We start from the raw sequence: 22,178 nt of genomic DNA, 5'->3' as shown, positions 1-22,178 counted from the left end.
GGCTCCTGCACAGCAGGGGTCGTGAAGGCTTCTGTCCACAGATCGGTCGGCGCCGGGAACGGATGTCGGAGCCCGCTCGTACTGTGGACGACGTCGGATGACACCTCCGCCTTGTCGCAGACTCCCTCCCATCCCGGGCGGGGGCGCGACAGCCTACAGGCGACGGACCACGCACAAGAAGGAGCAGAAATGCCCAGTCCCGCAGACCGCGAGAAGGCCCTCGAATCGGCCCTCGCACAGATCGACCGGCAGTTCGGAAAGGGCTCGGTCATGCGACTGGGCAGCGACGAGCGCGCCCCGGTCGAGGTCATTCCCACCGGCTCCATCGCCCTCGACGTCGCGCTCGGCGTCGGCGGACTTCCGCGTGGCCGCATCATCGAGATCTACGGTCCGGAGTCGTCGGGTAAGACCACGCTCACCCTGCACGCGATCGCCAACGTGCAGCGCGCCGGCGGCATCGCCGCGTTCGTCGACGCCGAGCACGCCCTCGACCCCGACTACGCGAAGAAGCTCGGCGTCGACATCGACCAGCTGCTCGTCTCGCAGCCCGACACCGGTGAGCAGGCGCTCGAGATCGCCGACATGCTGATCCGTTCGGGTGCGATCGACCTCGTCGTGATCGACTCGGTGGCGGCGCTCGTACCGCGCGCCGAGATCGAGGGCGAGATGGGCGACTCGCACGTCGGCCTGCAGGCTCGACTCATGTCGCAGGCGCTGCGGAAGCTCACGGGTGGCCTGAACCAGACCAAGACGACCGCGATCTTCATCAACCAGCTGCGCGAGAAGATCGGCGTGTTCTTCGGCTCGCCGGAGACCACCGCGGGAGGCAAGGCGCTGAAGTTCTACGCGTCGGTGCGCCTCGACATCCGGCGCATCGAGACCCTGAAGGACGGATCGGAGGCGGTGGGAAACCGCACCCGCGTCAAGGTCGTGAAGAACAAGATGGCGCCGCCGTTCAAGCAGGCCGAGTTCGACATCCTCTACGGCGTGGGCATCTCGCGCGAGGGGTCGCTGATCGACTTCGGCGTGGAGCACGCGATCGTCAAGAAGTCCGGCGCCTGGTACACGTACGAGGGCGAACAGCTGGGGCAGGGCAAGGAGAACGCCCGCAACTTCCTCATCAAGAACCCCGACATCGCCGCCGAGATCGAGACGAAGATCAAGACGAAGCTCGGCATCGGCGTCCCCAAGGGCGTCGACGCGCCCGTCGAAGACGAGCTCGCTCAGCGCCGCCCGGCCTGATCATGAGCGACGAGACCGGGGGCGAGCGCGACGAGCTCGCCCCCGTGATCCCGCTGTTCGGTGGTGACGGCGTTGCCCGCCCGGTGCCGGAGCGCGGCCGCCCGGCCGCCGAGCGCCGGGTCGACAGCGCACCCACGTGGCGCACCACCTGGGACGACGACCCCACCGCCTCCGCCGCCGAAGAGCTCGGCCCGGTCGACGAGACCATGCGCTCCGAGCGGGAGGCGGCCGAGGGCATCCTGCTGCGAAAGCTGCGCACGAGACAGCTGTCGGTCAGCGAGGCGCGCGCCGTCGCGGCGGAACGGTCGCTTGACCGCGGCGAGGTCGACGCGCTGCTGCACGACTTCGTGCGGCGGGGCTACCTCGACGATGCCCGCCTGGCCGAGCAGCTGGTGACAGCAGCGGTGGAGCGCAAGGGACAGGGGCGGAGGGTCATCGCGCAATCGCTCGCCAAGCGCGGCATCCCGCGCGACGTCGTCGACGCGGCCCTCGTCGAGCTGCCCGACGACGATGCGGAACGTGCCCTCGCATACGCCCGCCAGAAGGCTCCGGCCATGGCACGGCTGGATCACGACGCCGCACTGCGGCGCCTGGCCGGGCAGCTCGCCCGCCGCGGATACGGAGCGGCCGCCCTCGACGCCGCCCGTCAGGCGCTCGCGGAGCTCTGAACGCCGACGCGACGGGCCGCGGTCGCGGAGCGGCCCCGGCCCGTCGCTCGTAGAATGGGAACGCTATGTCGACTCCCTCCGCCGCGCCGACCCTGATCGCGCCCTCGCCCGCTGCGCTCGACGTCTCCGGTCGCGCCCGCACCTATGAGGTGCGCACGTTCGGGTGCCAGATGAACGTGCACGACTCCGAGCGACTCTCGGGGTCGCTTGAGAGCGCGGGCTATCTGCCCGTCGCCGACGGCGAGGACGCCGACGTCGTGGTCATCAACACGTGCGCGGTGCGCGACAACGCCGCCGGCAAGCTCTATGGCACCCTCGGCCACCTCAAGAGCCGCAAGGACAAGCACGAAGGCATGCAGATCGCCGTCGGCGGCTGCCTCGCGCAGATGGACAAGCAGACGGTCCTCGACAAGGCACCGTGGGTCGACGTCGTGTTCGGCACTCACAACATGGGGTCGCTGCCGAGCCTCCTCGAACGCGCGCGCCACAACGGCGAGGCCGAGCTCGAGATCCTCGAGTCCCTCGAGGTCTTCCCCTCGACGCTTCCCACCAAGCGCGACAGCGCGTACAGCGGCTGGGTGTCGATCTCCGTCGGCTGCAACAACACGTGCACGTTCTGCATTGTGCCGAGCCTGCGTGGCAAGGAGAAGGACCGCCGTCCCGGCGACATCCTGAACGAGGTGCGACTGCTCGTCGAAGACGGAGCGATCGAGGTCACGCTCCTCGGGCAGAACGTCAACTCGTATGGCGTCGAGTTCGGCGACCGCCAGGCGTTCGCCAAGCTGCTGCGCGCCACCGGCGAGATCGACGGACTGGAGCGCATCCGGTTCACGAGTCCCCACCCGGCGATGTTCACGGACGACGTCATCGACGCGATGGCCGAGACTCCCACCGTCATGCCGCAGCTGCACATGCCGCTGCAGTCCGGCAGCGACCGGGTGCTGCGCGCGATGCGCCGTTCGTACCGCAGCGAGAAGTTCCTCGGCATCCTCGATCGCGTCCGCGCGAAGATGCCCGATGCGGCCATCACCACCGACATCATCGTGGGCTTCCCCGGTGAGACCGACGCCGACTTCGAAGACACCATGCGCGTCGTCGAACAGGCGCGGTTCTCGTCGGCCTTCACGTTCCAGTACTCCATCCGCGAGGGCACCCCGGCCGCGACGATGGAGAACCAGGTGCCGAAGGAGGTCGTGCAGGAGCGGTACGACCGGCTGATCGCGCTGCAGGAGCGCATTTCGCTGGAGGAGAATCAGAAGCAGCTCGGCCGCGAGGTCGAGGTGCTCGTCTCCACAGGCGAGGGCAAGAAGGATGCCGCGACCCATCGCCTGACCGGCCGTGCGCGCGACAACCGGCTCGTGCACTTCGAGGTGCCGGCAGGATCCGACCTGCCGCGGCCGGGCGACATGGTCACCGTGACGATCACTCATGCCGCGCCGTTCCACCTCCTCGCCGATGCGCCCGACGGTGCACCGCTGCGCATCCGCCGCACGCGTGCAGGCGATGCGGGCGAACTCGCCCAGGCCGACGCCTGCGGCGTCCCCGCGCACGGCGCCGCGGCGAGCGGGGCGGTGGCACTCGGCATGCCGTCCATCGGCGCACCGTCTCCGGGACGTTGACCGACCCCGACTCGGCGCCGGCGCCGAGCACCGACACGCCCCACCGGCCGTTGAGCGCGCGCGGCGAGTCGAAACGACCTGGACGCCTCTGGGCGCTGGTCGGAGCCACCGGCACCGGCAAGACCGCGCTGTCCCTCGATCTCGCCGAAGCCCTCGCCGCCCGCGGCATTTCCGCCGAGATCGTGAACGCCGACGCGATGCAGCTGTACCGCGGCATGGACATCGGCACCGCCAAGCTGCCCGAATCCGAGCGCCGCGGCATCCCGCACCACCTGTTCGATGTGCTCGAGGTCACGGAGGATGCCGCCGTCGCCCGCTATCAGCGGGAGGCGCGAGAGGCCATCGCCGCGACTCTCGCCCGCGGCGCCGACGCGATCCTCGTCGGCGGCTCCGGCCTGTACGTCTCGAGCGTGCTGTACGACTTCCGCTTCCCTCCGCGCGACGACGCAGCGCGCGCGCGGCTGGAGGCGGAGCTCGACGAGCACGGGCCCGCGCTGCTCTACGCGCGACTGCGGGAGCAGGATGCGGCGACCGCCGCCCGCGTCGACCCGCGCAACGGTCGGCGCATCGTGCGCGCCCTCGAAGTGCTCGCCCAGGGCGAGGCGACGCACGGCGCGGCCCTGCCCGACGAGCCGGTCCTATGGCACGCGGACAGCCGCCTCGTCGGCGTGCACGTCGACCGCGCGGAGCTCGTGCCGCGCCTCGACGCCCGTGTCGAGCACATGTGGCGGGCGGGACTGCTCGACGAGGTGCGGGCGCTGCGTGAGCGCGGCCTCGACCGCGGCACGACGGCCCCCCGCGCGATCGGCTACGCGCAGGCGCTCGCGCAGTTGGCCGGCGAGGTGAGCGAGGCGGAGGCGATCGCGCAGACGCAGGCGCTCACGCGCCGCTACGCGCGGCGCCAGGTGTCGTGGTTCAAGCGCTATCCCGGGCTGCGATGGGTCGATCCGGCAGCGGATGCCGCGGCCCTCGCGGAATCTCCGACGGCCGGCTCCTGACCGGCGCCGTGGCACGGTCGGCCCGCCAGACGATGTCCGCGGCACCGGGCATGATGTCGGCATGACGACGCACTACTACACCGCGTCGAGCCTCGACGGGTTCCTCGCGACCACCGATCACTCACTCGATTGGCTGCTGCACCAGGACATCGATGAGAACGGGCCGATGCACTATTCGGCGTTCATCGAGGGCGTCGGAGCTCTCGCGATGGGCGCCTCGACCTACGAATGGGTGCTCGCGCACGACGAGGGCCCGTGGCCGTACACGCAGCCGACCTGGGTGTTCACGCATCGGGCGCTCCCGATCCCCGACGGCGCCGACATCCGCTTCGCCCGCGACGACCTGCGCGCGGTGCACGCCGAGATGGCGGCTGCAGCGGCCGGACGTGATGTCTGGCTCGTGGGCGGGGGAGAGCTCGTCGGGCAGTTCGCCGACGCCGGACTGCTCGACGAGGTCTGGATCCAGTTCGCGCCGGTGACGCTCGGCGCAGGCGTGCCCCTCCTGCCGCGCGCGCTAGACCTCGAGCTCGTCGACGCCGCCCGCAACCGCGCGTTCCTGTGCGGCCGCTACCGCGTGCGCTCGGCGTCATCCGCCGTCGGCGGCTGAGACACCCCGCATAGGATGGACGCGATGTCCACGACCGTCTCGTTCACCAAGGGCCACGGCACCGGCAACGACTTCGTCATCGTCCCCGATCCCGATGGGACACTCGATCTCGACGCGACCCAGGTCGCCGCGCTGTGCGACCGGCACTTCGGCGTGGGCGGCGACGGCCTGCTGCGCGTCGTCCGCACGAGCGCCTTCGCGCCCGCAGCGGAGGTGCCGGCGTCGGGAGCCGAATGGTTCATGGACTACCGCAACGCCGACGGCTCGGTCGCGGAGATGTGCGGCAACGGCATCCGGGTCTTCCTCCACTACCTGCTGCAGACCGGGCTCGCCGACCTCGACGGCGACGGCGCGATCGCGATCGGCACCCGCAACGGCGTGCTCCGGATGACCCGCAGCGACCTCGGCTACGAGGTCGACCTCGGCGCGTTCGCGCTCACGTCGGACGACGTGCTCGTTCGCGCCCGGGGACTCGATGTCGCCCGCCCCGGTCAGGGAGTCGACGTCGGCAATCCGCACATCGTCGTGGCGCTCTCGTCGCGCACGGAGCTCGACGCGCTCGACCTCACCGTCATCCCGCACCTCGACCCGGTGCCGGCCGCCGGCGCGAACGTCGAGTTCGTCGTCCCGGCCGATCCGCTCGTCGCCGACGGGGTCGGCGTCATCGCGATGCGCGTGTTCGAACGCGGCGTCGGCGAGACGCTCAGCTGCGGCACCGGAGTCGCAGCGTCGGCGCTCGCGGTGCGCGGATGGGCGGGCGCGTCGGCTCCCGATCGCTGGCTGGTCGACGTGCCGGGCGGCCGCCTGGGCGTGCGCATCGAAGGAGACCACGTGTTCCTGTCGGGTCCGGCGCAGCTGGTGTTCTCGGGCGAGATCACCCTCGTCTGAGGAACCTCGCCACGGCCGGTCAGGACGTGGGCAGCTGGATCGTGTCGGTCGGCGGGGTGCCGTGGCGACGCACCTTCAGCACCCGGTAGCCGCGTCCGGTGGCGGCCCGGTGCACGCTGAACGAGGAGTCGAGCACCGACGCCAGCCAGCGCTGCAGCGAGTCGGAGCCGAGGTTCCGCTGCACGACGAACCATCCGTCGCTACGTTCGTCGAGCCGCGGGATCCAGCGCATCAGCATGCTGTGCAGCTCGCTCTTGCCGACGCGGATCGGCGGATTCGACCGGATGCCCCGGAACACGATGTCGTCGGGAACATCATCGGGAGTGACGGCGTTGACGTTCTCCAGACCGAGAGCCTGGGCGTTGCGGCGGACGAGGTCCAGCGCCCGCTCGTTCACGTCCACGGCCCACACGCGGGCGTGCGGGGAGTCGAGGGCGACGCTCAGCGCGATGGGTCCCCAGCCGCAGCCGAGGTCGAGGATGTCGCCGCCCGGGGGCGGCGGGGGAGTGTTCGCGAGCAGCACCTGGGTGCCGGCGTCCAGCCGATCGGGACTGAAGACACCGCCGGCAGTCGTGACCTCGACGTCGCGACCCGCCAACCGCACACGGATCGTGCGGAGGTTCTCGGCACTGGCAGGCGACGCGCTGAAGTAGTGGTCACTGGCCATGATTGCTCAGCGTACCGGAAGGAGAAGACGTGACCCAGGCTAGAGTGGTGCGAATGGATGAGAGCTCTTCCGACCCGGTCGAGCGCGTGCTGTCGCGTGCCGATGCGCACTCCGGCGTGCGCGTGTTCGGAGCTGCGCAGGCGATTCAGGATGCCGCGACGGCGGAGGGCGCCGACACCGATCGAGCGATGTACGACGGCGACCAGTGGGACCGCGAGGAGCGGGCCGCGCTGCGCCGGATCCAGGGTCTGTCAACAGAGCTCGAGGACGTCACCGAGGTCGAGTACCGCCAGCTGCGCCTGGAGAACGTCGTGCTCGTCGGCGTGCATCCGCAGGGCGCGACCGAGGAGGCGGAGAACTCGCTGCGCGAACTCGCGGCGCTCGCCGAGACGGCGGGAGCCGTGGTCCTCGACGGACTTCTGCAGCGGCGTCCGCATCCCGACCCGGCGACGTATGTCGGGCGCGGCAAGGCACAGGAGCTGCGCGACGCCGTGGCGGCGCTCGGCGCCGACACCGTCATCGCCGACACCGAGCTCGCCCCCAGCCAGCGTCGCGCGCTCGAGGACGTCGTGAAGGTCAAGGTCATCGACCGGACCACCGTCATCCTCGACATCTTCAGCCAGCATGCGAAGAGCCGCGAGGGCAAGGCGCAGGTCGAACTCGCGCAGCTCGAGTACCTCCTGCCGCGCCTGCGCGGCTGGGGTGAGTCGATGAGCCGTCAGGCCGGTGGCCAGGTGGGCGCCGGCGGCGCGGGCATGGGCTCGCGCGGTCCGGGTGAGACGAAGATCGAACTCGATCGGCGCCGCATCCGCACCCGCATGGCGCAGCTGCGGCGGCAGATCCGCGACTTCGCGCCGGCCCGCCAGGCCAAGCGGGCCGAGCGCAAGCGGCACACGGTGCCGTCGGTGGCGATCGCCGGATACACGAACGCCGGCAAGTCGAGCCTCCTGAACCGGCTCACCAGCGCCGGCGTGCTCGTCGAGAACGCGCTGTTCGCGACCCTCGACGCGACGGTGCGCCGGGCCGAGACATCCGACGGTCGCGTCTACACGCTGACCGACACCGTCGGCTTCGTGCGCAACCTGCCGCACCAGCTCGTCGAGGCGTTCCGGTCGACGCTCGAGGAGGTCGCCGACGCCGACATCATCGTGCACGTCGTCGACGCGGCGCACCCCGACCCGGCGGCGCAGCTGGCGACGGTGCGCGACGTGATCGGCGACGTCGGCGGGCGCGACATCCCCGAGATCGTCGTCTTCAACAAGGCCGATCTCGTCTCCGACGACACGCGACTCGTGCTGCGGGGTCTCGAGCCCGACGCGCTGTTCGCCTCGAGCCGCACCGGCGAGGGCATCGACGAGCTGCGCGCGGCGATCGAAGCGGCGCTGCCGCTGCCCGAGATCGAGATCGAGGCTCTCGTGCCCTACGACCGTGGCGATCTCGTCTCGGCCGTTCACGAGACCGGCATCATCCTGTCGCAGAGCCACGAGGCCGGCGGCACGCTCCTGCACGCCCGCGTCAGCGCGCAGCTCGGCGCGCAGCTGCAGCCCTTCGCGACCGCCTGACCGGCACGCGAGTCACCCCGCGTTTCGCCGAGTTGGCCCTCGGTTCGCCGAGTTGCCCCCGCGTTCGCCGAGTTGCCCCTCCGTTCGCGGAGTTGCCCCTCCGTTCGCGGAGTTGCCCCTCCGTTCGCGGAGTTGCCCCGCGGTTCGCCGAGTTGGCCCCGGGTTCGCCGAGTTGGCCCGGCGTTCGCGCGAGGGTGGAGCCCAGCAGCCCAGCCCAGCTCAGCTCAGCGCGAGCGGCTCCACGTCGGCCGGCGTGAAGCCGAACACCGCGCCGAGGAATGCGAGCTCGCGCCGCAGCACGTCGGTCACGGTCTCCGGCCGCCGGAAGCCGTGCGCCTCTCCGGGGTACACGACATACGCGTGCGGCACGCCGCGGGCGACCAGCGCGTCGCGGATGGCCTCGGCCTGGCTCGGCGGCACGACCGGGTCGTCGGCGCCCTGCAGCAGCAGCACCGGCACGCGGAACCGCTCGGGATGCGAGAGCGGCGACCGCTCGACGTAGAGCTCCTCCGCCTCGGGCAGCGGTCCGATGAGGCCATCGAGGTAGCGCGCCTCGAAGTCGTGCGTGTCGGTGGCGAGCGTCCGCGCGTCGCCGACCCCGTAGCGCGAGATGCCCGCCGCGAACACGTCCGTGTCGGTCAGGGCCGCGAGCACCGTCCATCCGCCGGCGGATCCTCCCTCGATCGCGAGGCGTGCGGGGTCAGCGCCACCGGTCGACGCGAGCCCGGCAGCCGCGGCGGCGACATCGTCGACGTCGACCACCCCCCACTGCCCCCGCAGTCGTTCCCGGTACGCGCGCCCGTAGCCGGTGGATCCGCCGTAGTTCACGTCGAGCACGCCGATGCCGCGGCTCGTGAAGAAGGCGGTCTTGGCGGATGCGGCGGCCGCCGTGTGCGAGGTGGGGCCGCCGTGCACGAACACGATGTACGGCGGCAGCTCACCGTCGGGCGCCCGGACGCCCGGGTTCGTCGGCGGGTAGTCGAACGCGTGCACCGGTCCGTGCGGTCCGTCGAACGTCACCGTGCGAGGGCGCGGGTTCCACTCCGGCGCCCACGCCGCCTCATCGCCGGTCAGCCGTGCGCGTCCGCCGTCGACATCGATCTCCCAGACCGTGGGCGGGCCGTCCATCCCCGCCGCCGTCAGGACCACGCGCGTGCCCCTCACGTCCTCGACCGACACGTTCGCGGTGGCGTCGATGCCGAGCGTCGTCGCGACCCCGGTCGCGGGGTCGACCACGACGACCTCGTCGCTCCCGTTCGTGCGGACGGCGACGATGCGTCCGTCCTCCAGCGGCTGGTACCAGCGCGTGCCGAGCACCCACACGGCGCCACCCGTGTCGGCGTCGGCCAGCGACGCGGGCGAGCGGTCGAGGTCGGCGGTCGTCCGCACCCGCCAGAGGTTCCAGCGTCCGGTCACGTCGTCGCTGTAGAGCAGCTCGTCGGCGCCGGTCCACATCGGCTGCACCACCGACGAGTCGCCGCCGGCGATCGTCATGGCATCCGCATCGTCGGCGAGCCGGCGCAGCCGGAGGCGGGTGCGGTCCCACGGCATGTCCGGGTGGTCCCACGCGATCCAGGCGAGGCGGTCGCCGTCGGGGGAGAGAGCGGGATGGGCGACGAAGTCGCTGCCGCCGGCCAGCGAGACCACGGCGGGCGACGCATCCGGCACGATCTGCACGATGTCGCGCACCGGAGTGCGGGATGCGTCTGCCGACGGATGCGTCTCGCGGATCGCGATCAGCCGGCCGTGCTGCCATGACAGCCCGCCGTAGCGCTCACCGCGGTCGGGATCGGTGAGCTGCCGCGTCCTGCCGCCGGCGAGCTCCCAGACGCCCTGATCGCTCTTCTCCACGAAGAAGAGCCGGCCATCGTCCGACGCCGTCCACGCACCGCCGCCGTACTCGTGCACGCGGGAACCGACGTTCCACGGAGCCGGCAGAAGAATGCCGTTGCGGCGCGATCTGACCGTCATCCGCCCGCCCTCTGACGGCACCGACTCGCCCCACCACACGTCGTCGCCGACGAAGCGCGCTCCGTCGATCCGCGGCGCCGATGACGCGGCGATCTCGGCGGTGATGGGGGAGGGCCACGAGCCGAAAGGAAGCGTCTGCACCATGATCCCCACCGTAGCCGCAGCCGCCAGGAAGGGCCCTGCGTCGGGAGGCTCACGGATGCAGCGGCGTCGCGGGGAGGGGCGCTGGGGCGGCCCGATCGGCGGCGCGGCGGCATCCCTCTCGATATATGCCTTCGTCGATATTGACCTCGAAACAGTGCGCAACACCGTGTGACGGGCATCGAGGGATGCGCCTACCGTGGTCGCATCGCTCGGGGTTCCCCGGGCAGGAGCGACAGCCGAGCCCGGCACCCGCCCGCGATCAGACCGCGTCCGTGCGTGCGGTCCGCGGCCGCCCGGCCACCCGCCCTTGCCACCGAACAGGAACCCCCCATGTCCGTCGCCTTCGACCCGCACCGCACGAGCCGCGCTGTGCCCGGCAGCACTGTGCCCAGCAGCACTGTGCCGTTCTCGTTCGAGCTGTACCCCCCGCGAACGGCCGGCGGCGCCCCGGCGCTGCACGAGACGATCCGGCGGCTGGCCGGCGCCGGGCCGCGGTTCCTCTCCGTGACGTACGGAGCCGGCGGCTCGACCGGCGGACGGTCGCTCGAGGTGCTGCGCCACATCCGCGCCCACACCGACGTGGAGCCGCTCGCTCACCTGACCTGCGTCGGCAACACCTACGCGGGAGCAGCCGGCCTCATCCGTGAGTTCCTCGACGCCGGAATCCTGAGCTTCCTCGCCCTGCGCGGAGACCCGCCGTCCGGCTGTGAGGACGACGACCACCTCATCGGAGACCTCGAGAGCGCGGCCCAGCTCGTCCAGCTCATCGACCGGGTGCAGGCCGAGCGTGCACCGTACCAGGAAGCCCGCATCCCCGGGATCCCGGGCGCCGCCCGGGTCGTGCCCCGCCGCGACGTGGAGATCGCCGTGGCCGCATTCCCGAACGGGCATCCGCGATCGCGGCATCCTCGCGAGCACATCGACGCGCTGCTCGCCAAGCAGGCCGCCGGCGCGACGTTCGCGATCACACAGCTGTTCTTCCATGCCGACGCGTATCTGGGCTTCGTCGACCGCTGCCGCGCCGCAGGGGTGACGATCCCCATCCTCCCCGGGATCATGCCCATCACGAGCCCGGCGCGACTGCACCGGGTGCTCGAGCTCAGCGGCGAGGAGATCCCGGCCGAGCTCGCGATCCCGCTCGAGATCGAACCGGACCCCGCCGCGCAGCGGGCGCTCGGCGTCGACTACGCCGCGCGACTGGTCGCCGACGTGGTCGCCGGGGGCGCGCCCGGCGTGCATCTGTACGCGTTCAACAGCCACGACACGGTGCTCGCGGTGCTCCGCGAGGCCGGCATCCCCACCCTCACCGACAAGGAGACACCACGATGACAGCATTTCCCGCAGGAACGATCCTGGGCTACCCCCGGATCGGCCGCCGCCGCGAGCTCAAGCGCGCCGTGGAGGCGCACTGGGCGGGCCGGATCAGCGTCGAGGAGCTCGAGCGGGCGGGCGCCGATGTGCGACGGGCCACGCGGCAACGTCTCGCCGACCTCGGAATGGGCCGTGCCGACTCGGCGATCCCCGAGTCGTTCTCGTTCTACGACCAGGTGCTCGACGCCGCGCTCGCCGTCGGCGCGCTGCCCGAGCGGTTCGCCGACCTCCGCGCCGCCGACGGAACGATCGGCCTCGACGCGTACTTCGCGGCGGCGCGCGGCGACGCGGGCCGGCCGCCTCTCGAGATGACGAAGTGGTTCGACACGAACTACCACTACCTCGTGCCCGAGATCGGACCCGAGACGACGTTCGCGCTCTCGACCGACCGCTTCGCGCGACAGGTCGCCGAGGCGCGCGCCGAGGGATTCACGACCCGCCCGGTCGTGGTCGGTCCCGTCACTCTCCTCGCGCTGGCGAAGGCGACGGATGCCCCTGCTCGCGTGGAGACGGAGGAGCGAGACGGCTTCGACCCGCTCTCCCGCCTCGACGATCTCCTGCCGGTCTACGCAGAGCTGCTCGCGTCGCTGCGGGCGGCGGGCGCCGACTGGGTGCAGCTCGACGAGCCCGCGCTCGTGAGCGAGAGCCTGCCGGCCGACGCGGCGACGCTCGCGGAAGCCGCGCAGCGCGCCTACGCCGTACTCGCCGCGGCGACGGACCGCCCCGCGATCCTGGTCGGCGCGGGGTACGCACAGCTGAGCGACGAGGCATGGCAGGTGCTCGCCGCCTCCGGTGTCGAGGCGCTCGCCGTCGACCTCACCCGCGGAGATGTTCCCCGCGCAGTGCCGGGCCTGGCGGACAAGACGCTCGTCGGCGGTGCGATCGACGGGCGCAATGTCTGGCGCGGCGACCTGCAGCGCGCCTGGCAGACGCTCGGGCGGCTTCGCGGTCTCGGCGCACGAGCGGTGGCCGCCGGCACGTCCACGTCGCTGCAGCACGTGCCGCACGACGTCCGCGACGAGCCCGACCTCGACGAGCGGCTGGTCTCGTGGCTCGCGTTCGCCGACCAGAAGGTGGAGCAGGCCGCGATCCTCGCGCGGGGCCTCGAGGCCGGCGCGGAGGCGATCCAGCCGGAGCTCGACGCCGCGTCGGCGGCGCTCGCCGATCGCCGCAGCGCACCCGGCGTGCGCGACGGGGCGGTGCGAGCCGAGGCGGCCGCATTGACGGACGCGTCCTTCTCCCGGGGCGACTACGCCGCCCGCGTCGACGCGCAGGATGCCGCGCTCGGGCTGCCGGTGCTGCCGACCACGACGATCGGGTCCTTTCCCCAGACCGGCGACATCCGCCGGACCCGGGCGGCTCACGACCGCGGGGAGCTCTCGACGGCCGAGTACGAGGACCTGCTCCGGCTCGAGATCACGACGGTCATCGGCCTGCAGGAGGAGCTCGGTCTCGACGTGCTCGTGCACGGCGAGGCGGAGCGCAACGACATGGTGCAGTACTTCGCCGAGCACCTCGACGGCTTCGCCGTGACCCGCAACGGCTGGGTGCAGTCGTACGGCTCCCGTGCGACGCGTCCCTCGATCCTCTGGGGCGACGTGTCGCGCCCCGCGCCGATCACGGTGGACTGGTCGGCCTACGCGCAGTCGCTGACGGCGAAGCCCGTGAAGGGCATGCTGACCGGCCCCGTGACGATCCTCGCGTGGTCGTTCGTGCGCGACGACCAGCCGCTGGGCGAGACGGCGAACCAGGTGGCACTTGCGCTTCGCGACGAGATCGCCGACCTCGAGGCCGCGGGGATCGGCATCATCCAGGTCGACGAACCGGCGCTGCGTGAGCTGCTGCCCCTGAAGAAGGCCGACCAGCCGGCGTACCTCGACTGGTCGGTGGGCTCGTTCCGGCTCGCGACGGCAGGGGCGGCCGCCGCGACGCAGGTGCACACCCACCTCTGCTACTCCGAGTTCGGTGTCGTGATCGACGCGATCGCCGCCCTCGACGCCGATGTCACATCGATCGAGGCGGCGCGCAGCAGAGGCGAGGTGATCGGAGACATCGCGGCGTCAGGGTTCTCTCACGCCGTCGGTCCCGGCGTCTACGACATCCACTCGCCGCGCGTGCCGTCGGTCGACGAGGTCGCCGGCCTCCTCGAACGTGCGGCGGCCGAGCTGCCGCTGCGCCAGGTGTGGGTGAACCCCGACTGCGGCTTGAAGACGCGCGCGTACCCGGAGACGGTCGCGTCGCTGCGCAACCTCGTCGAGGCGACGCAGCGGGTGCGGGCGCTGCAGACCGTCTGATCCGGATGCTCTTCGTGTGTTAAGCGGGTGCTGCACGAGGCGGGTCAGACCGCCCGCAGCACTGCGACGACCTTGCCCAGGACGACGGCGTCATCGCCGAGGATCGGCTCGAACGCCGAGTTGCGCGGCAGAAGCCAGGTGTGTCCGTCGCGCTGCCGGAAGGTCTTGACAGTGGCCTCGCCCTCCAGCATCGCCGCGACGATGTCGCCGTTCTCGGCTGTCGCCTGCGACCGCACGACGACCCAGTCGCCGTCGCAGATGGCGGCGTCGATCATCGACTCGCCCTGCACCTTGAGCATGAACAGGTCGCCCTTGCCGACCAGCTGACGCGGCAGCGGGAAGATCTCCTCCACCTGCTGCTCCGCCGTGATCGGCACGCCCGCCGCGATGTGCCCGACGAGCGGGACGAGCGCCGCGTCGCCGACGCTCGGGGCGACGTCAGCGGGGTTCTCGCCCGACGCGCCGGGAAGGTCGATCAGCACCTCCATCGCCCGGGTCTTGCCGGCATCGCGACGCAGGTACCCGCTCAGCTCCAGCTGGTTCAGCTGGTGGGTCACGCTGGAGAGCGACTTCAGCCCGACCGCATCGCCGATCTCGCGCATGCTCGGGGGATAGCCGTAGCGCGCGATCGACCGCTGGATGACCTCGAGGATGGCCATCTGCTTGTCGCTCAGGCTCTTGCGCCGCCGCGTCTGCCGGCGCGGCTTCGCGCCCGTCGCGGCGTCGTGCGTTGCATCGCTCATGTCAGCTCCCGTCGTGCCGCGCATCGCAGCGTCTTCGAATGTCGGAGGTCGGTGATGGGGTGTCCTCATCGAAACGGTATCCGCTTCCCGCTCCGATCGGCAGCAGCCCGTGCGCGTGTCGCTTTCGACCGGATTCGGAACGGACTCCACTTGACATTATACAGAATCGAAACTAGGTTCGGAAGAGAAGTTCGGGCCCGGGCTCTCCCGACCGAGAGTCGGGCCCGAACCTTCCCCTCATCCCCTGGAGGACACATGAGCACCATCGGCATCGCACCCGCACCGGTCAGCACGCGCCTGCGCATCACCGCGCGCGGACGCCGTGTGCTCGCCGCGCTCGTCTCCCTTCCCCTCGCCGTCGGCATCGCCCTCGCCGCGATCGGCGGCGGGGCGGCGATCGCCTCACGCGATGACGGAGCCCCCGCGGGAACCTTCCAGACCGTCACGGTGGCAGCCGGCGACTCCCTGTGGTCGATCGCTCGCTCTGTCGCGCCGCAGGCAGATCCGCGCGACGTCGTCGACGCGCTCGTGCGCCTCAACGCCCTCGACGGTGTGACGGTGGTGCCGGGAGAGAAGCTCTCCATCCCCAGCGAGTACGCCCGGTAACGAGCGGCGTCACGGCGCGAGCGGCACAGTCCCGCGCTCTACGATGGGTGAGGTGAGCCCCCGCTTGGAAGACCTCCCGATTCGCGACGATCTCCGCGGGCTGACGCCGTACGGCGCACCGCAGGCGCCCCTCCCGGTGGCGCTGAACGTGAACGAGAACACTCATCCGTTCCCCAAGGACGTCGCCGACGACATCCTCGACGCCGTCGCGATCGCCCTGCGCGACGTCAATCGCTATCCCGACCGTGAGTTCACCGCGCTGCGCGAGGGATTCGCCGAATACCTCGGCCACGGGCTCACCCGCGACCAGATCTGGGCCGGCAACGGGTCGAACGAGGTCCTGCAGCACCTGCTGCAGGCGTTCGCCGGTCCTGGTCGAACCGCGTTCGGATTCGCACCCACGTACTCGATGTATCCGCTGCTGACCCGCGGTACCGGCGCCACCTGGATCGCCGGGGAGCGGGGACACGATTACACGATCGATCCCGAGTCCGCTGCCGCTCAGGTGTCGGAGGCGAAGCCCGACGTCGTCTTCCTCTGCTCGCCGAACAATCCCACCGGGACGCCGATGACGCTCGAGGTGATCGAGGCCGTGTACCGAGCGACCGACGGGGTCGTGATCGTCGATGAGGCCTATTGGGAGTTCGCTCCCCGCGACGAGCGGTCGGCTCTCACGCTCCTGCCCGACCGCGAGCGGCTCGTCGTCTCCCGCACGATGAGCAAGGCGTTCGCGTTCGCGGGCGCGCGTGTCGGCTACCTCGCCGCCGACCCCGCGGTGATCGACGCCCTCCGCCTCGTGCGCCTTCCGTATCACCTGAGCGCTGTCACCCAGGCCGCCGCATCCGCCGCTCTGCGGCACGCCCCGACGATGCTCGCCACCGTGGACGACATCGTAGAGCAGCGTGACCGCATCTCGGCGACACTGCCCGCCCTGGGCTTCAGCCCGTACGAATCGTGGACGAACTTCGTGCTCTTCTCCGGTGTCGACGACCCCGCCGCGACGTGGCAGGCGCTATACGACCGCGGCGTGCTCATCCGCGACATCGGACTTCCCCGCAGCCTGCGCGTCACCGCCGGCACGGAGGAGGAGACCAGCGCGTTCCTGGATGCGCTCGCCTCGCTAGAATCGGCGTCATGACGAGCCCCGAGTCCCGGACCGCGGAGCGCACCCGCACCACGAGCGAATCGACGGTCGAACTCGAGCTGAACCTCGACGGCACGGGCGTCGCCCGCATCGACACGACGGTGCCGTTCTTCGATCACCTCCTGACGGCGTTCGCGAAGCACTCGCTGACCGACCTCACCGTGCGCGCTTCGGGCGACACCGAGATCGACGTGCACCACACGGTGGAGGACGTCTCGATCGTCCTCGGGCAGGCGATCCGCGCGGCGCTCGGCGACAAGAGCGGCATCTCCCGCTACGGTGATGCGCTCGTGCCGCTCGACGAGGCGCTCGCCCAGGCCGTCGTCGACATCAGCGGCCGGCCCTACCTCGTGCACGACGGCGAGCCCGCCGGCTTCGAACTTCACCTCATCGGCGGCCACTTCACCGGCTCGCTCGTGCGCCACAGCTTCGAGGCGATCACTCTCAACGCGGGTCTCACGACGCACGTGCGCGTGATCTCCGGCCGCGATCCGCACCACATCGCCGAGGCCGAGTTCAAGGCCTTCGCCCGCGCGTTCCGTCAGGCGAAATCGCTCGACCCGCACGTGGTGGGCGTCCCGAGCACGAAGGGCGCACTGTGAGCATGCGCGGCACGAGAGGTGCGCCGTGAGCGACCGTCCCCTGGTCGCCGTCCTCGACTACGGATCGGGCAACGTGCACTCCGCGGTCAAGACGCTCGTCGCCGCCGGCGCCGACGCCCGCCTGACCGCCGACCGCGGTCTCGTGATGGACGCCGACGGCCTGGTCGTCCCGGGCGTCGGCGCGTTCGCCGCCGTGATGGAGCAGCTGCGTGCGATCCGCGGCGACGAGCTCATCGACCGACGTCTGGCCGGCGGCCGGGCGGTGCTGGGCATCTGCGTCGGAATGCAGGTGATGTTCGAGCGCGGCGTCGAACGCGGCACCGACACGGCGGGCTTGGGGGAGTGGCCCGGCGTCGTCGCCGAGCTCGATGCGCCGGTGCTGCCGCACATGGGCTGGAACACCGTGCGCGCCGCCGAGGGCTCGCGCCTGTTCGACGGCATCGAGGACGAACGGTTCTACTTCGTGCACTCCTATGCGGCGTCGCGCTGGACCATGGAGTCACAGGAGCCGTTCGCGCCGCCCCGTCTCACGTGGTGCGACTACGGCTCGCCGTTCCTCGCCGCGGTGGAGAACGGTCCGCTGTCGGCCACGCAGTTCCATCCCGAGAAGTCGGGGGATGCCGGCATCCGGCTCCTGTCGAATTGGATCGCCGGGCTGCGCGCGGCTACCCTGTGACCTCGTGCCCAGTGAATTCGCCGCCACCCCCGAACTGATCCTGCTTCCCGCCGTCGATGTGGCCGACGGCAAGGCGGTGCGGCTGACCCAGGGCGAGGCGGGCAGCGAGACCGACTACGGCGATCCCGTCGACTCCGCACTGCAGTGGGTGCATCAAGGGGCGCAGTGGATCCACCTGGTCGACCTCGACGCGGCGTTCGGCCGCGGCAGCAACGCCGGCGTCATCCGCAAGGTGATCAAGCAGGTCAAGGGCGTGCAGGTGGAGCTCTCCGGCGGCATCCGCGACGATGCGTCGCTGGAGGCTGCCCTCGAGACCGGCGCGAGCCGCATCAACCTCGGCACCGCCGCGCTGGAGAACCCGGAGTGGTCGGCCGACGTCATCAGCCGGTACGGCGACGCGATCGCCGTCGGCCTCGATGTGCGGGGCACCACTCTGGCGGCTCGCGGGTGGACACGCGAGGGCGGCGACCTGTGGACCGTGCTCGACCGCCTCGAGGACGCGGGATGCAGCCGGTACGTCGTCACGGATGTCACGAAGGACGGCACCCTGCGCGGGCCGAACCTCGACCTCCTGCGCCAGATCACCGAGCGCACCCCGAAGCCCGTCGTCGCCTCCGGCGGAGTGTCGAGCCTGGACGACATCATCGCGCTGCGCGAACTCGTTCCGCTCGGCGTCGAGGGCGCGATCGTCGGCAAGGCGCTGTACGCCGGCGCCTTCACGCTCGCCGAGGCGCTGGATGTCGCACGAGACTGACTCCTGCAGTCACGACCCGCATCGCGCCGACTCGGCGGGTGTCCCGTGGGAGGGGCGCAGCTTTCAGCAGAACCCGCACGCGGGCGACGATGGATCGGCCGACCCTGCGCTGCTCGCGGCGCTGACCGCGTACGCCGCGGGAACGGGCGACGCCGTCGCGATCGTCGAGGCATACCGCTCGGCGCGACTGCTGATCCCGCTCGTGGCCGAGAAGGGCGAGGAGGGCGTCGCGCCCAGCGGCCTGACGGTCGACAAGACCCAGGAGCTGTCGATCGTGACGGTCGCCGCCCCCGACGGTCGGCGGGTGCTGCCGGTCTTCAGTTCCGTGACCGCGATGGGGCGGTGGGATGCCGCGGCCCGGCCGGTGCCGGTCGACGGCGTCCGCACCGCGTTGGCGGCGGCGGACGACGACACCGATCTCATCGTGATCGACCCGGGATCAGCCACCGAGCATGTGCTGCGCCGGCCCGCCGTGTGGGCGATCGGACAGCAGGTGCCGTGGGAGCCGAGCTACCGCAGCCCCGACGTGTTCACCGGGCTGCAGGAGAGCATCGCGCGCGAACTCGCCGTCATCGACCTGCAGGTCGCACCGGGCGATCCGTCGGGGAGGCTGCGCGGACCGGAGCTGCTCGTGCGGCTCCGGCTCGTCGACGGTCTCGACCAGCAGGCGCTCGACGGCGTGCTGCAGCGGCTGGCGAAGCGCTGGGCCGCCGACGACCGCATCGCGACGCTCGTCGACTCCCTGAGCGTCAAGCTCTCGCGCTGAGCGCCGGTCAGCTGACGGGCCCGGTCCACTTCTCGCCCGGGCCCTGGCCGATCGGGTCGGGGATGGCGGACGACTCCCGGAACGCGAGCTGCAGGGAACGAAGGCCGTCGCGCAGGGGCGCGGCGTGTGCGCTGCTGATCTCCGGCGCGCCGGCGGTGATGAGCCCGGCAAGGGCGTTGATGAGCTTGCGCGCCTCGTCGAGGTCGAGCTGGTGCTCCGGGTCGTCGGCGAGCCCGAGCTTCACGGCGGCGGCGCTCATGAGGTGCACGGCGGTCGTGGTGATGACCTCCACCGCCGGCACGTCGGCGATGTCGCGGGTGGCCGCCTCGGCGGCACGCGCCTGCTCGTCCCAGCGCGCCTGGCGCTCGTCATCCGCTGCGGTACCGGGGGGAATCGTGCTCACGTCGTTCTCTCTGCTAGACTTGGCGGGTTCCATGGCTTTCTGCCGTGGTTCGAAAGAGGATCACATCCCACCCGCGCTTGCCGTTCCAGGCTACCGGGTCGTTGCACTCCGCCGGTTCGCCGGCAGTCAGGGTGCGGAAAGCCGGTGCTTCGGGCATCGTGCGGGTGGAATCGTGGCCGCCCGTGACGCATCCTGCGTCGCGGTTACAATCACCGCACGACAGAGGAGTTCCGCATCAGCGATCCCCGCACCAACGAGCGCATCCGCGTCCCCGAGGTCCGACTCGTCGGGCCGAACGGTGAGCAGGTCGGCGTCGTCGCCATCCAGGTTGCGCAGCGTCTGGCTCAGGAGGCAGACCTCGACCTCGTCGAGGTCGCGCCCAACTCGAAGCCTCCCGTGGTCAAGATCATGGACTACGGCAAGTTCAAGTACGAGGCTGCACAGAAGGCCAAGGAAGCCCGCCGCAACCAGGCGAACACGATCCTCAAAGAGGTCAGGTTCCGTCTGAAGATCGAGGCGCACGACTACACGACCAAGCTCAAGCGCGCCGAGGGATTCCTGCAGGGCGGCGACAAGGTCAAGGCGATGATCCTGTTCCGCGGCCGCGAGCAGTCGCGTCCCGAGCTGGGCGTGCGCCTCCTCAAGAAGTTCGCCGAAGACGTGGCCGAGTTCGGCGTCGTCGAGTCGAACCCGCGCATCGACGGCCGCAACATGGTGATGGTGATCGCCCCGCACAAGAACAAGTCCGAGGTCAAGACCGAGCAGAACGCGCAGCGAGCTGCGAACAAGGAAGCCGCCCGCCAGGCGAAGGCCGCGGCATCCGGAACCTCAGACGCCTCCGAGTCGGACGCCGAATAGGCCCCCACGCTCCCGCATCGCGGGATGACCATTCCCGCACCGCGGGATGCACAACGAAGGAAGAGAAATGCCGAAGCAGAAGACGAACTCGAGCGCCAAGAAGCGCTTCAAGGTCACCGGCAGCGGGAAGATCATGAAGCAGCAGTCCGGGATGCGTCACCACCTCGAGGTGAAGCCCAGCAAGCGGACCCGTCGCCTGAACAAGGACGAGGTCATCTCTGGCAACGACGCGAAGAACGTCAAGAAGCTCCTCGGACGCTGAGCGCTCCGGAACGCACGTTAGGAACGAAACGAAATGGCAAGAGTCAAGCGGGCCGTCAACGCCCAGAAGAAGCGTCGCGTCATCCTCGAGCGCGCCTCCGGCTACCGGGGTCAGCGTTCGCGTCTGTACCGCAAGGCGAAGGAGCAGGTCACCCACTCGCTCGTCTACGCGTACCGTGACCGTCGTCAGCGCAAGGGCGACTTCCGTCGCCTGTGGATCCAGCGCATCAACGCGGCGAGCCGTCAGAACGGGCTCACCTACAACCGCTTCATCCAGGGCCTCGGTCTCGCGGGCGTCCAGGTCGACCGTCGCATGCTCGCCGAGCTCGCCGTGAACGAGCCGGCCACCTTCGCCGCGCTCGTCGCGACCGCGAAGAACGCGCTCCCGGAGAACGTCAACGCGCCCAAGGCGTAAGTCCTCCGCAGCCACCCGAAGGAGTCCCTCCATACGGAGGGGCTCCTTCGTCGCTCTATGCTGAAACCGTGCTCGAGAACCCCCGGTCGGCCCGCGTGCGCGCTGTCGCACACCTCTCCAAACGCCGCGTGCGCGACGAGTCGGGGCTGTTCCTCCTCGAGGGCCCGCAGGCGGTGCGCGAGGCCCTGACGTATCGGCCGGAGGCGATCGTCGACCTCTTCGCGACGCCCACCGCAGCCGAGAAGCACGTCGACCTGCGCGAGAGCGCCCAGGCCGAGGGCATCGCGCTCGAATACACCACCGAGCAGGTGCTCGAGGCGATGGCCGACACGGTCACCCCGCAGGGGGTGCTCGCGGTGGCGCGGCAGTTCCCGGTGCGGGCGCGCGACGTGTTCGCCGCATCCCCTCGTCTGATCGCGATCTGCGAGCAGGTGCGCGACCCCGGCAACCTCGGCACGATCATCCGCGCGGCCGACGCCGCCGGCGCCGACGCGGTGATCCTCACCGGCCGCACCGTCGACCCGTACAACCCGAAGGTCGTGCGCTCCACGACCGGATCGCTCTTCCACGTGCCGATCGCGCTCGGCGGCGATCTGGCGGATGTCGTGACCGCCGCCCGCGCCGCCGGGCTGTGGGTCGTCGCCGCCGACGTGAAGGGCGACGATCTGCTCGCCGCCCGCGAGTCCGGCAGGCTGGCCGCCCCGACGGCCTGGCTCTTCGGCAACGAGGCACGCGGCCTCGACGACGACTCGCTCGCCCTCGCCGACGGAGCCCTGCGACTCCCGATCTACGGTCGCGCCGAATCGCTCAACCTCGCCACGGCCGCGAGCGTGTGCCTGTACGAATCCGCATTCGCCCATCGCGCATCCATCACGGATCGGTAAATCTGCCGCGCTCAAGTCGCGAATCTCCTGGGTGG

At 70.9% G+C, this 22,178-nt stretch carries 24 protein-coding genes; 20 read left to right on the top strand and 4 right to left on the bottom strand.

The window, feature by feature from the left end; translation table 11 throughout:
- Positions 1-189: 189 nt before the first annotated feature.
- From recA to dapF, 6 genes are all read left to right on the top strand, one after another.
- Complete coding sequence (gene recA / locus AC3RX1_RS13430) at positions 190-1,242, top strand: recombinase RecA (protein ID WP_491501755.1); 1,053 nt, start codon at positions 190-192, stop codon at positions 1,240-1,242.
- 2 nt (positions 1,243-1,244) lie between these two features.
- Positions 1,245-1,910 (top strand): regulatory protein RecX, encoded by a 666-nt coding sequence (locus tag AC3RX1_RS13425; RefSeq protein WP_491501754.1) that lies wholly within the window; start codon positions 1,245-1,247, stop codon positions 1,908-1,910.
- Between the two features lie 65 nt (positions 1,911-1,975).
- Positions 1,976-3,529, top strand: a complete 1,554-nt coding sequence (gene miaB, locus AC3RX1_RS13420; protein WP_491501753.1) for a tRNA (N6-isopentenyl adenosine(37)-C2)-methylthiotransferase MiaB — start codon at positions 1,976-1,978, stop codon at positions 3,527-3,529.
- 50 nt (positions 3,530-3,579) lie between these two features.
- Positions 3,580-4,527, top strand: coding sequence for a tRNA (adenosine(37)-N6)-dimethylallyltransferase MiaA (miaA, locus tag AC3RX1_RS13415; protein WP_491501962.1), 948 nt, complete (start codon positions 3,580-3,582; stop codon positions 4,525-4,527).
- 61 nt (positions 4,528-4,588) lie between these two features.
- Positions 4,589-5,134, top strand: coding sequence for a dihydrofolate reductase family protein (locus tag AC3RX1_RS13410; protein WP_491501752.1), 546 nt, complete (start codon positions 4,589-4,591; stop codon positions 5,132-5,134).
- A 24-nt stretch (positions 5,135-5,158) separates the two neighbouring features.
- Positions 5,159-6,022: a diaminopimelate epimerase gene (gene dapF / locus AC3RX1_RS13405; RefSeq protein ID WP_491501751.1), complete on the top strand. Its 864-nt coding sequence runs from the start codon at positions 5,159-5,161 to the stop codon at positions 6,020-6,022.
- 19 nt (positions 6,023-6,041) lie between these two features.
- Here dapF and AC3RX1_RS13400 read toward each other — a convergent pair whose 3' ends face one another.
- On the bottom strand, positions 6,042-6,689 hold the full coding sequence (locus AC3RX1_RS13400) for a class I SAM-dependent methyltransferase (protein ID WP_491501750.1): 648 nt from the start codon (positions 6,687-6,689) through the stop codon (positions 6,042-6,044).
- A gap of 53 nt (positions 6,690-6,742) precedes the next feature.
- Here AC3RX1_RS13400 and hflX point away from each other — a divergent pair, with 53 nt between their 5' ends.
- Positions 6,743-8,251 carry a GTPase HflX gene (gene hflX / locus AC3RX1_RS13395; protein WP_491501749.1) on the top strand — a complete coding sequence of 503 codons (1,509 nt, stop codon included), beginning with the start codon at positions 6,743-6,745 and terminating at the stop codon, positions 8,249-8,251.
- A 219-nt stretch (positions 8,252-8,470) separates the two neighbouring features.
- Here hflX and AC3RX1_RS13390 read toward each other — a convergent pair whose 3' ends face one another.
- Positions 8,471-10,366 (bottom strand): prolyl oligopeptidase family serine peptidase, encoded by a 1,896-nt coding sequence (locus AC3RX1_RS13390; protein WP_491501748.1) that lies wholly within the window; start codon positions 10,364-10,366, stop codon positions 8,471-8,473.
- Here AC3RX1_RS13390 and AC3RX1_RS13385 point away from each other — a divergent pair.
- The 3 genes from AC3RX1_RS13385 to metE all read left to right on the top strand — a co-directional run bounded on the left by AC3RX1_RS13385 (position 10,365) and on the right by metE (position 14,031).
- Positions 10,365-10,538: a hypothetical protein gene (locus AC3RX1_RS13385; RefSeq protein WP_491501747.1), complete on the top strand. Its 174-nt coding sequence runs from the start codon at positions 10,365-10,367 to the stop codon at positions 10,536-10,538. The genes AC3RX1_RS13390 and AC3RX1_RS13385 overlap by 2 nt on opposite strands.
- Before the next feature lie 158 nt (positions 10,539-10,696).
- Positions 10,697-11,695 (top strand): methylenetetrahydrofolate reductase, encoded by a 999-nt coding sequence (locus AC3RX1_RS13380; RefSeq protein ID WP_491501746.1) that lies wholly within the window; start codon positions 10,697-10,699, stop codon positions 11,693-11,695.
- The gene (metE, locus tag AC3RX1_RS13375; RefSeq protein WP_491501745.1) at positions 11,692-14,031 is read left to right on the top strand and encodes a 5-methyltetrahydropteroyltriglutamate--homocysteine S-methyltransferase; all 2,340 of its coding nucleotides are present in this window, start codon (positions 11,692-11,694) and stop codon (positions 14,029-14,031) included. Before AC3RX1_RS13380 ends, metE begins: the two co-directional genes overlap by 4 nt.
- 44 nt (positions 14,032-14,075) lie before the next feature.
- Here the strand turns inward: metE and lexA are convergent, their stop codons facing one another.
- Positions 14,076-14,774 carry a transcriptional repressor LexA gene (lexA, locus tag AC3RX1_RS13370; protein ID WP_491501744.1) on the bottom strand — a complete coding sequence of 233 codons (699 nt, stop codon included), beginning with the start codon at positions 14,772-14,774 and terminating at the stop codon, positions 14,076-14,078.
- A 255-nt stretch (positions 14,775-15,029) separates the two neighbouring features.
- Here lexA and AC3RX1_RS13365 point away from each other — a divergent pair, with 255 nt between their 5' ends.
- From AC3RX1_RS13365 to AC3RX1_RS13340, 6 genes are read left to right on the top strand one after another with little or no spacing between them, the layout of a single operon-like run.
- Positions 15,030-15,380, top strand: a complete 351-nt coding sequence (locus AC3RX1_RS13365; RefSeq protein ID WP_491501743.1) for a LysM peptidoglycan-binding domain-containing protein — start codon at positions 15,030-15,032, stop codon at positions 15,378-15,380.
- A 43-nt stretch (positions 15,381-15,423) separates the two neighbouring features.
- Positions 15,424-16,518, top strand: coding sequence for a histidinol-phosphate transaminase (locus AC3RX1_RS13360; RefSeq protein WP_491501742.1), 1,095 nt, complete (start codon positions 15,424-15,426; stop codon positions 16,516-16,518).
- Positions 16,515-17,126, top strand: coding sequence for an imidazoleglycerol-phosphate dehydratase HisB (hisB, locus tag AC3RX1_RS13355; RefSeq protein ID WP_491501741.1), 612 nt, complete (start codon positions 16,515-16,517; stop codon positions 17,124-17,126). Before AC3RX1_RS13360 ends, hisB begins: the two co-directional genes overlap by 4 nt.
- Before the next feature lie 25 nt (positions 17,127-17,151).
- On the top strand, positions 17,152-17,802 hold the full coding sequence (gene hisH, locus AC3RX1_RS13350) for an imidazole glycerol phosphate synthase subunit HisH (protein ID WP_491501740.1): 651 nt from the start codon (positions 17,152-17,154) through the stop codon (positions 17,800-17,802).
- A 4-nt stretch (positions 17,803-17,806) separates the two neighbouring features.
- The gene (gene priA / locus AC3RX1_RS13345; protein WP_491501739.1) at positions 17,807-18,556 is read left to right on the top strand and encodes a bifunctional 1-(5-phosphoribosyl)-5-((5-phosphoribosylamino)methylideneamino)imidazole-4-carboxamide isomerase/phosphoribosylanthranilate isomerase PriA; all 750 of its coding nucleotides are present in this window, start codon (positions 17,807-17,809) and stop codon (positions 18,554-18,556) included.
- Positions 18,540-19,322 (top strand): SseB family protein, encoded by a 783-nt coding sequence (locus AC3RX1_RS13340; protein ID WP_491501738.1) that lies wholly within the window; start codon positions 18,540-18,542, stop codon positions 19,320-19,322. The genes priA and AC3RX1_RS13340 overlap by 17 nt, the downstream gene beginning before the upstream one ends.
- A 7-nt stretch (positions 19,323-19,329) precedes the next feature.
- On the opposite strand, the gene AC3RX1_RS13335 is transcribed toward AC3RX1_RS13340, so the two are convergent.
- On the bottom strand, positions 19,330-19,725 hold the full coding sequence (locus tag AC3RX1_RS13335) for a DUF1844 domain-containing protein (RefSeq protein ID WP_491501737.1): 396 nt from the start codon (positions 19,723-19,725) through the stop codon (positions 19,330-19,332).
- Positions 19,726-19,959: 234 nt separating this feature from the next.
- On the opposite strand from AC3RX1_RS13335, the gene infC reads away from it, so the two are divergent.
- The 4 genes from infC to AC3RX1_RS13315 all read left to right on the top strand — a co-directional run bounded on the left by infC (position 19,960) and on the right by AC3RX1_RS13315 (position 22,143).
- Positions 19,960-20,583, top strand: a complete 624-nt coding sequence (gene infC, locus AC3RX1_RS13330) for a translation initiation factor IF-3 (protein WP_491501961.1) — start codon at positions 19,960-19,962, stop codon at positions 20,581-20,583.
- 67 nt (positions 20,584-20,650) lie between these two features.
- On the top strand, positions 20,651-20,845 hold the full coding sequence (gene rpmI, locus AC3RX1_RS13325) for a 50S ribosomal protein L35 (protein ID WP_491501736.1): 195 nt from the start codon (positions 20,651-20,653) through the stop codon (positions 20,843-20,845).
- A 33-nt stretch (positions 20,846-20,878) separates the two neighbouring features.
- On the top strand, positions 20,879-21,259 hold the full coding sequence (rplT, locus tag AC3RX1_RS13320) for a 50S ribosomal protein L20 (RefSeq protein ID WP_491501735.1): 381 nt from the start codon (positions 20,879-20,881) through the stop codon (positions 21,257-21,259).
- 68 nt (positions 21,260-21,327) lie between these two features.
- The gene (locus tag AC3RX1_RS13315) at positions 21,328-22,143 is read left to right on the top strand and encodes a TrmH family RNA methyltransferase (protein WP_491501734.1); all 816 of its coding nucleotides are present in this window, start codon (positions 21,328-21,330) and stop codon (positions 22,141-22,143) included.
- Positions 22,144-22,178 lie beyond the last annotated feature (35 nt).

This window comes from Microbacterium altimontanum (genome assembly GCF_058349865.2).
The sequence above is the reverse complement of the archived record's forward strand: the minus strand, read 5'-3'. Positions and strand labels throughout refer to the sequence as shown.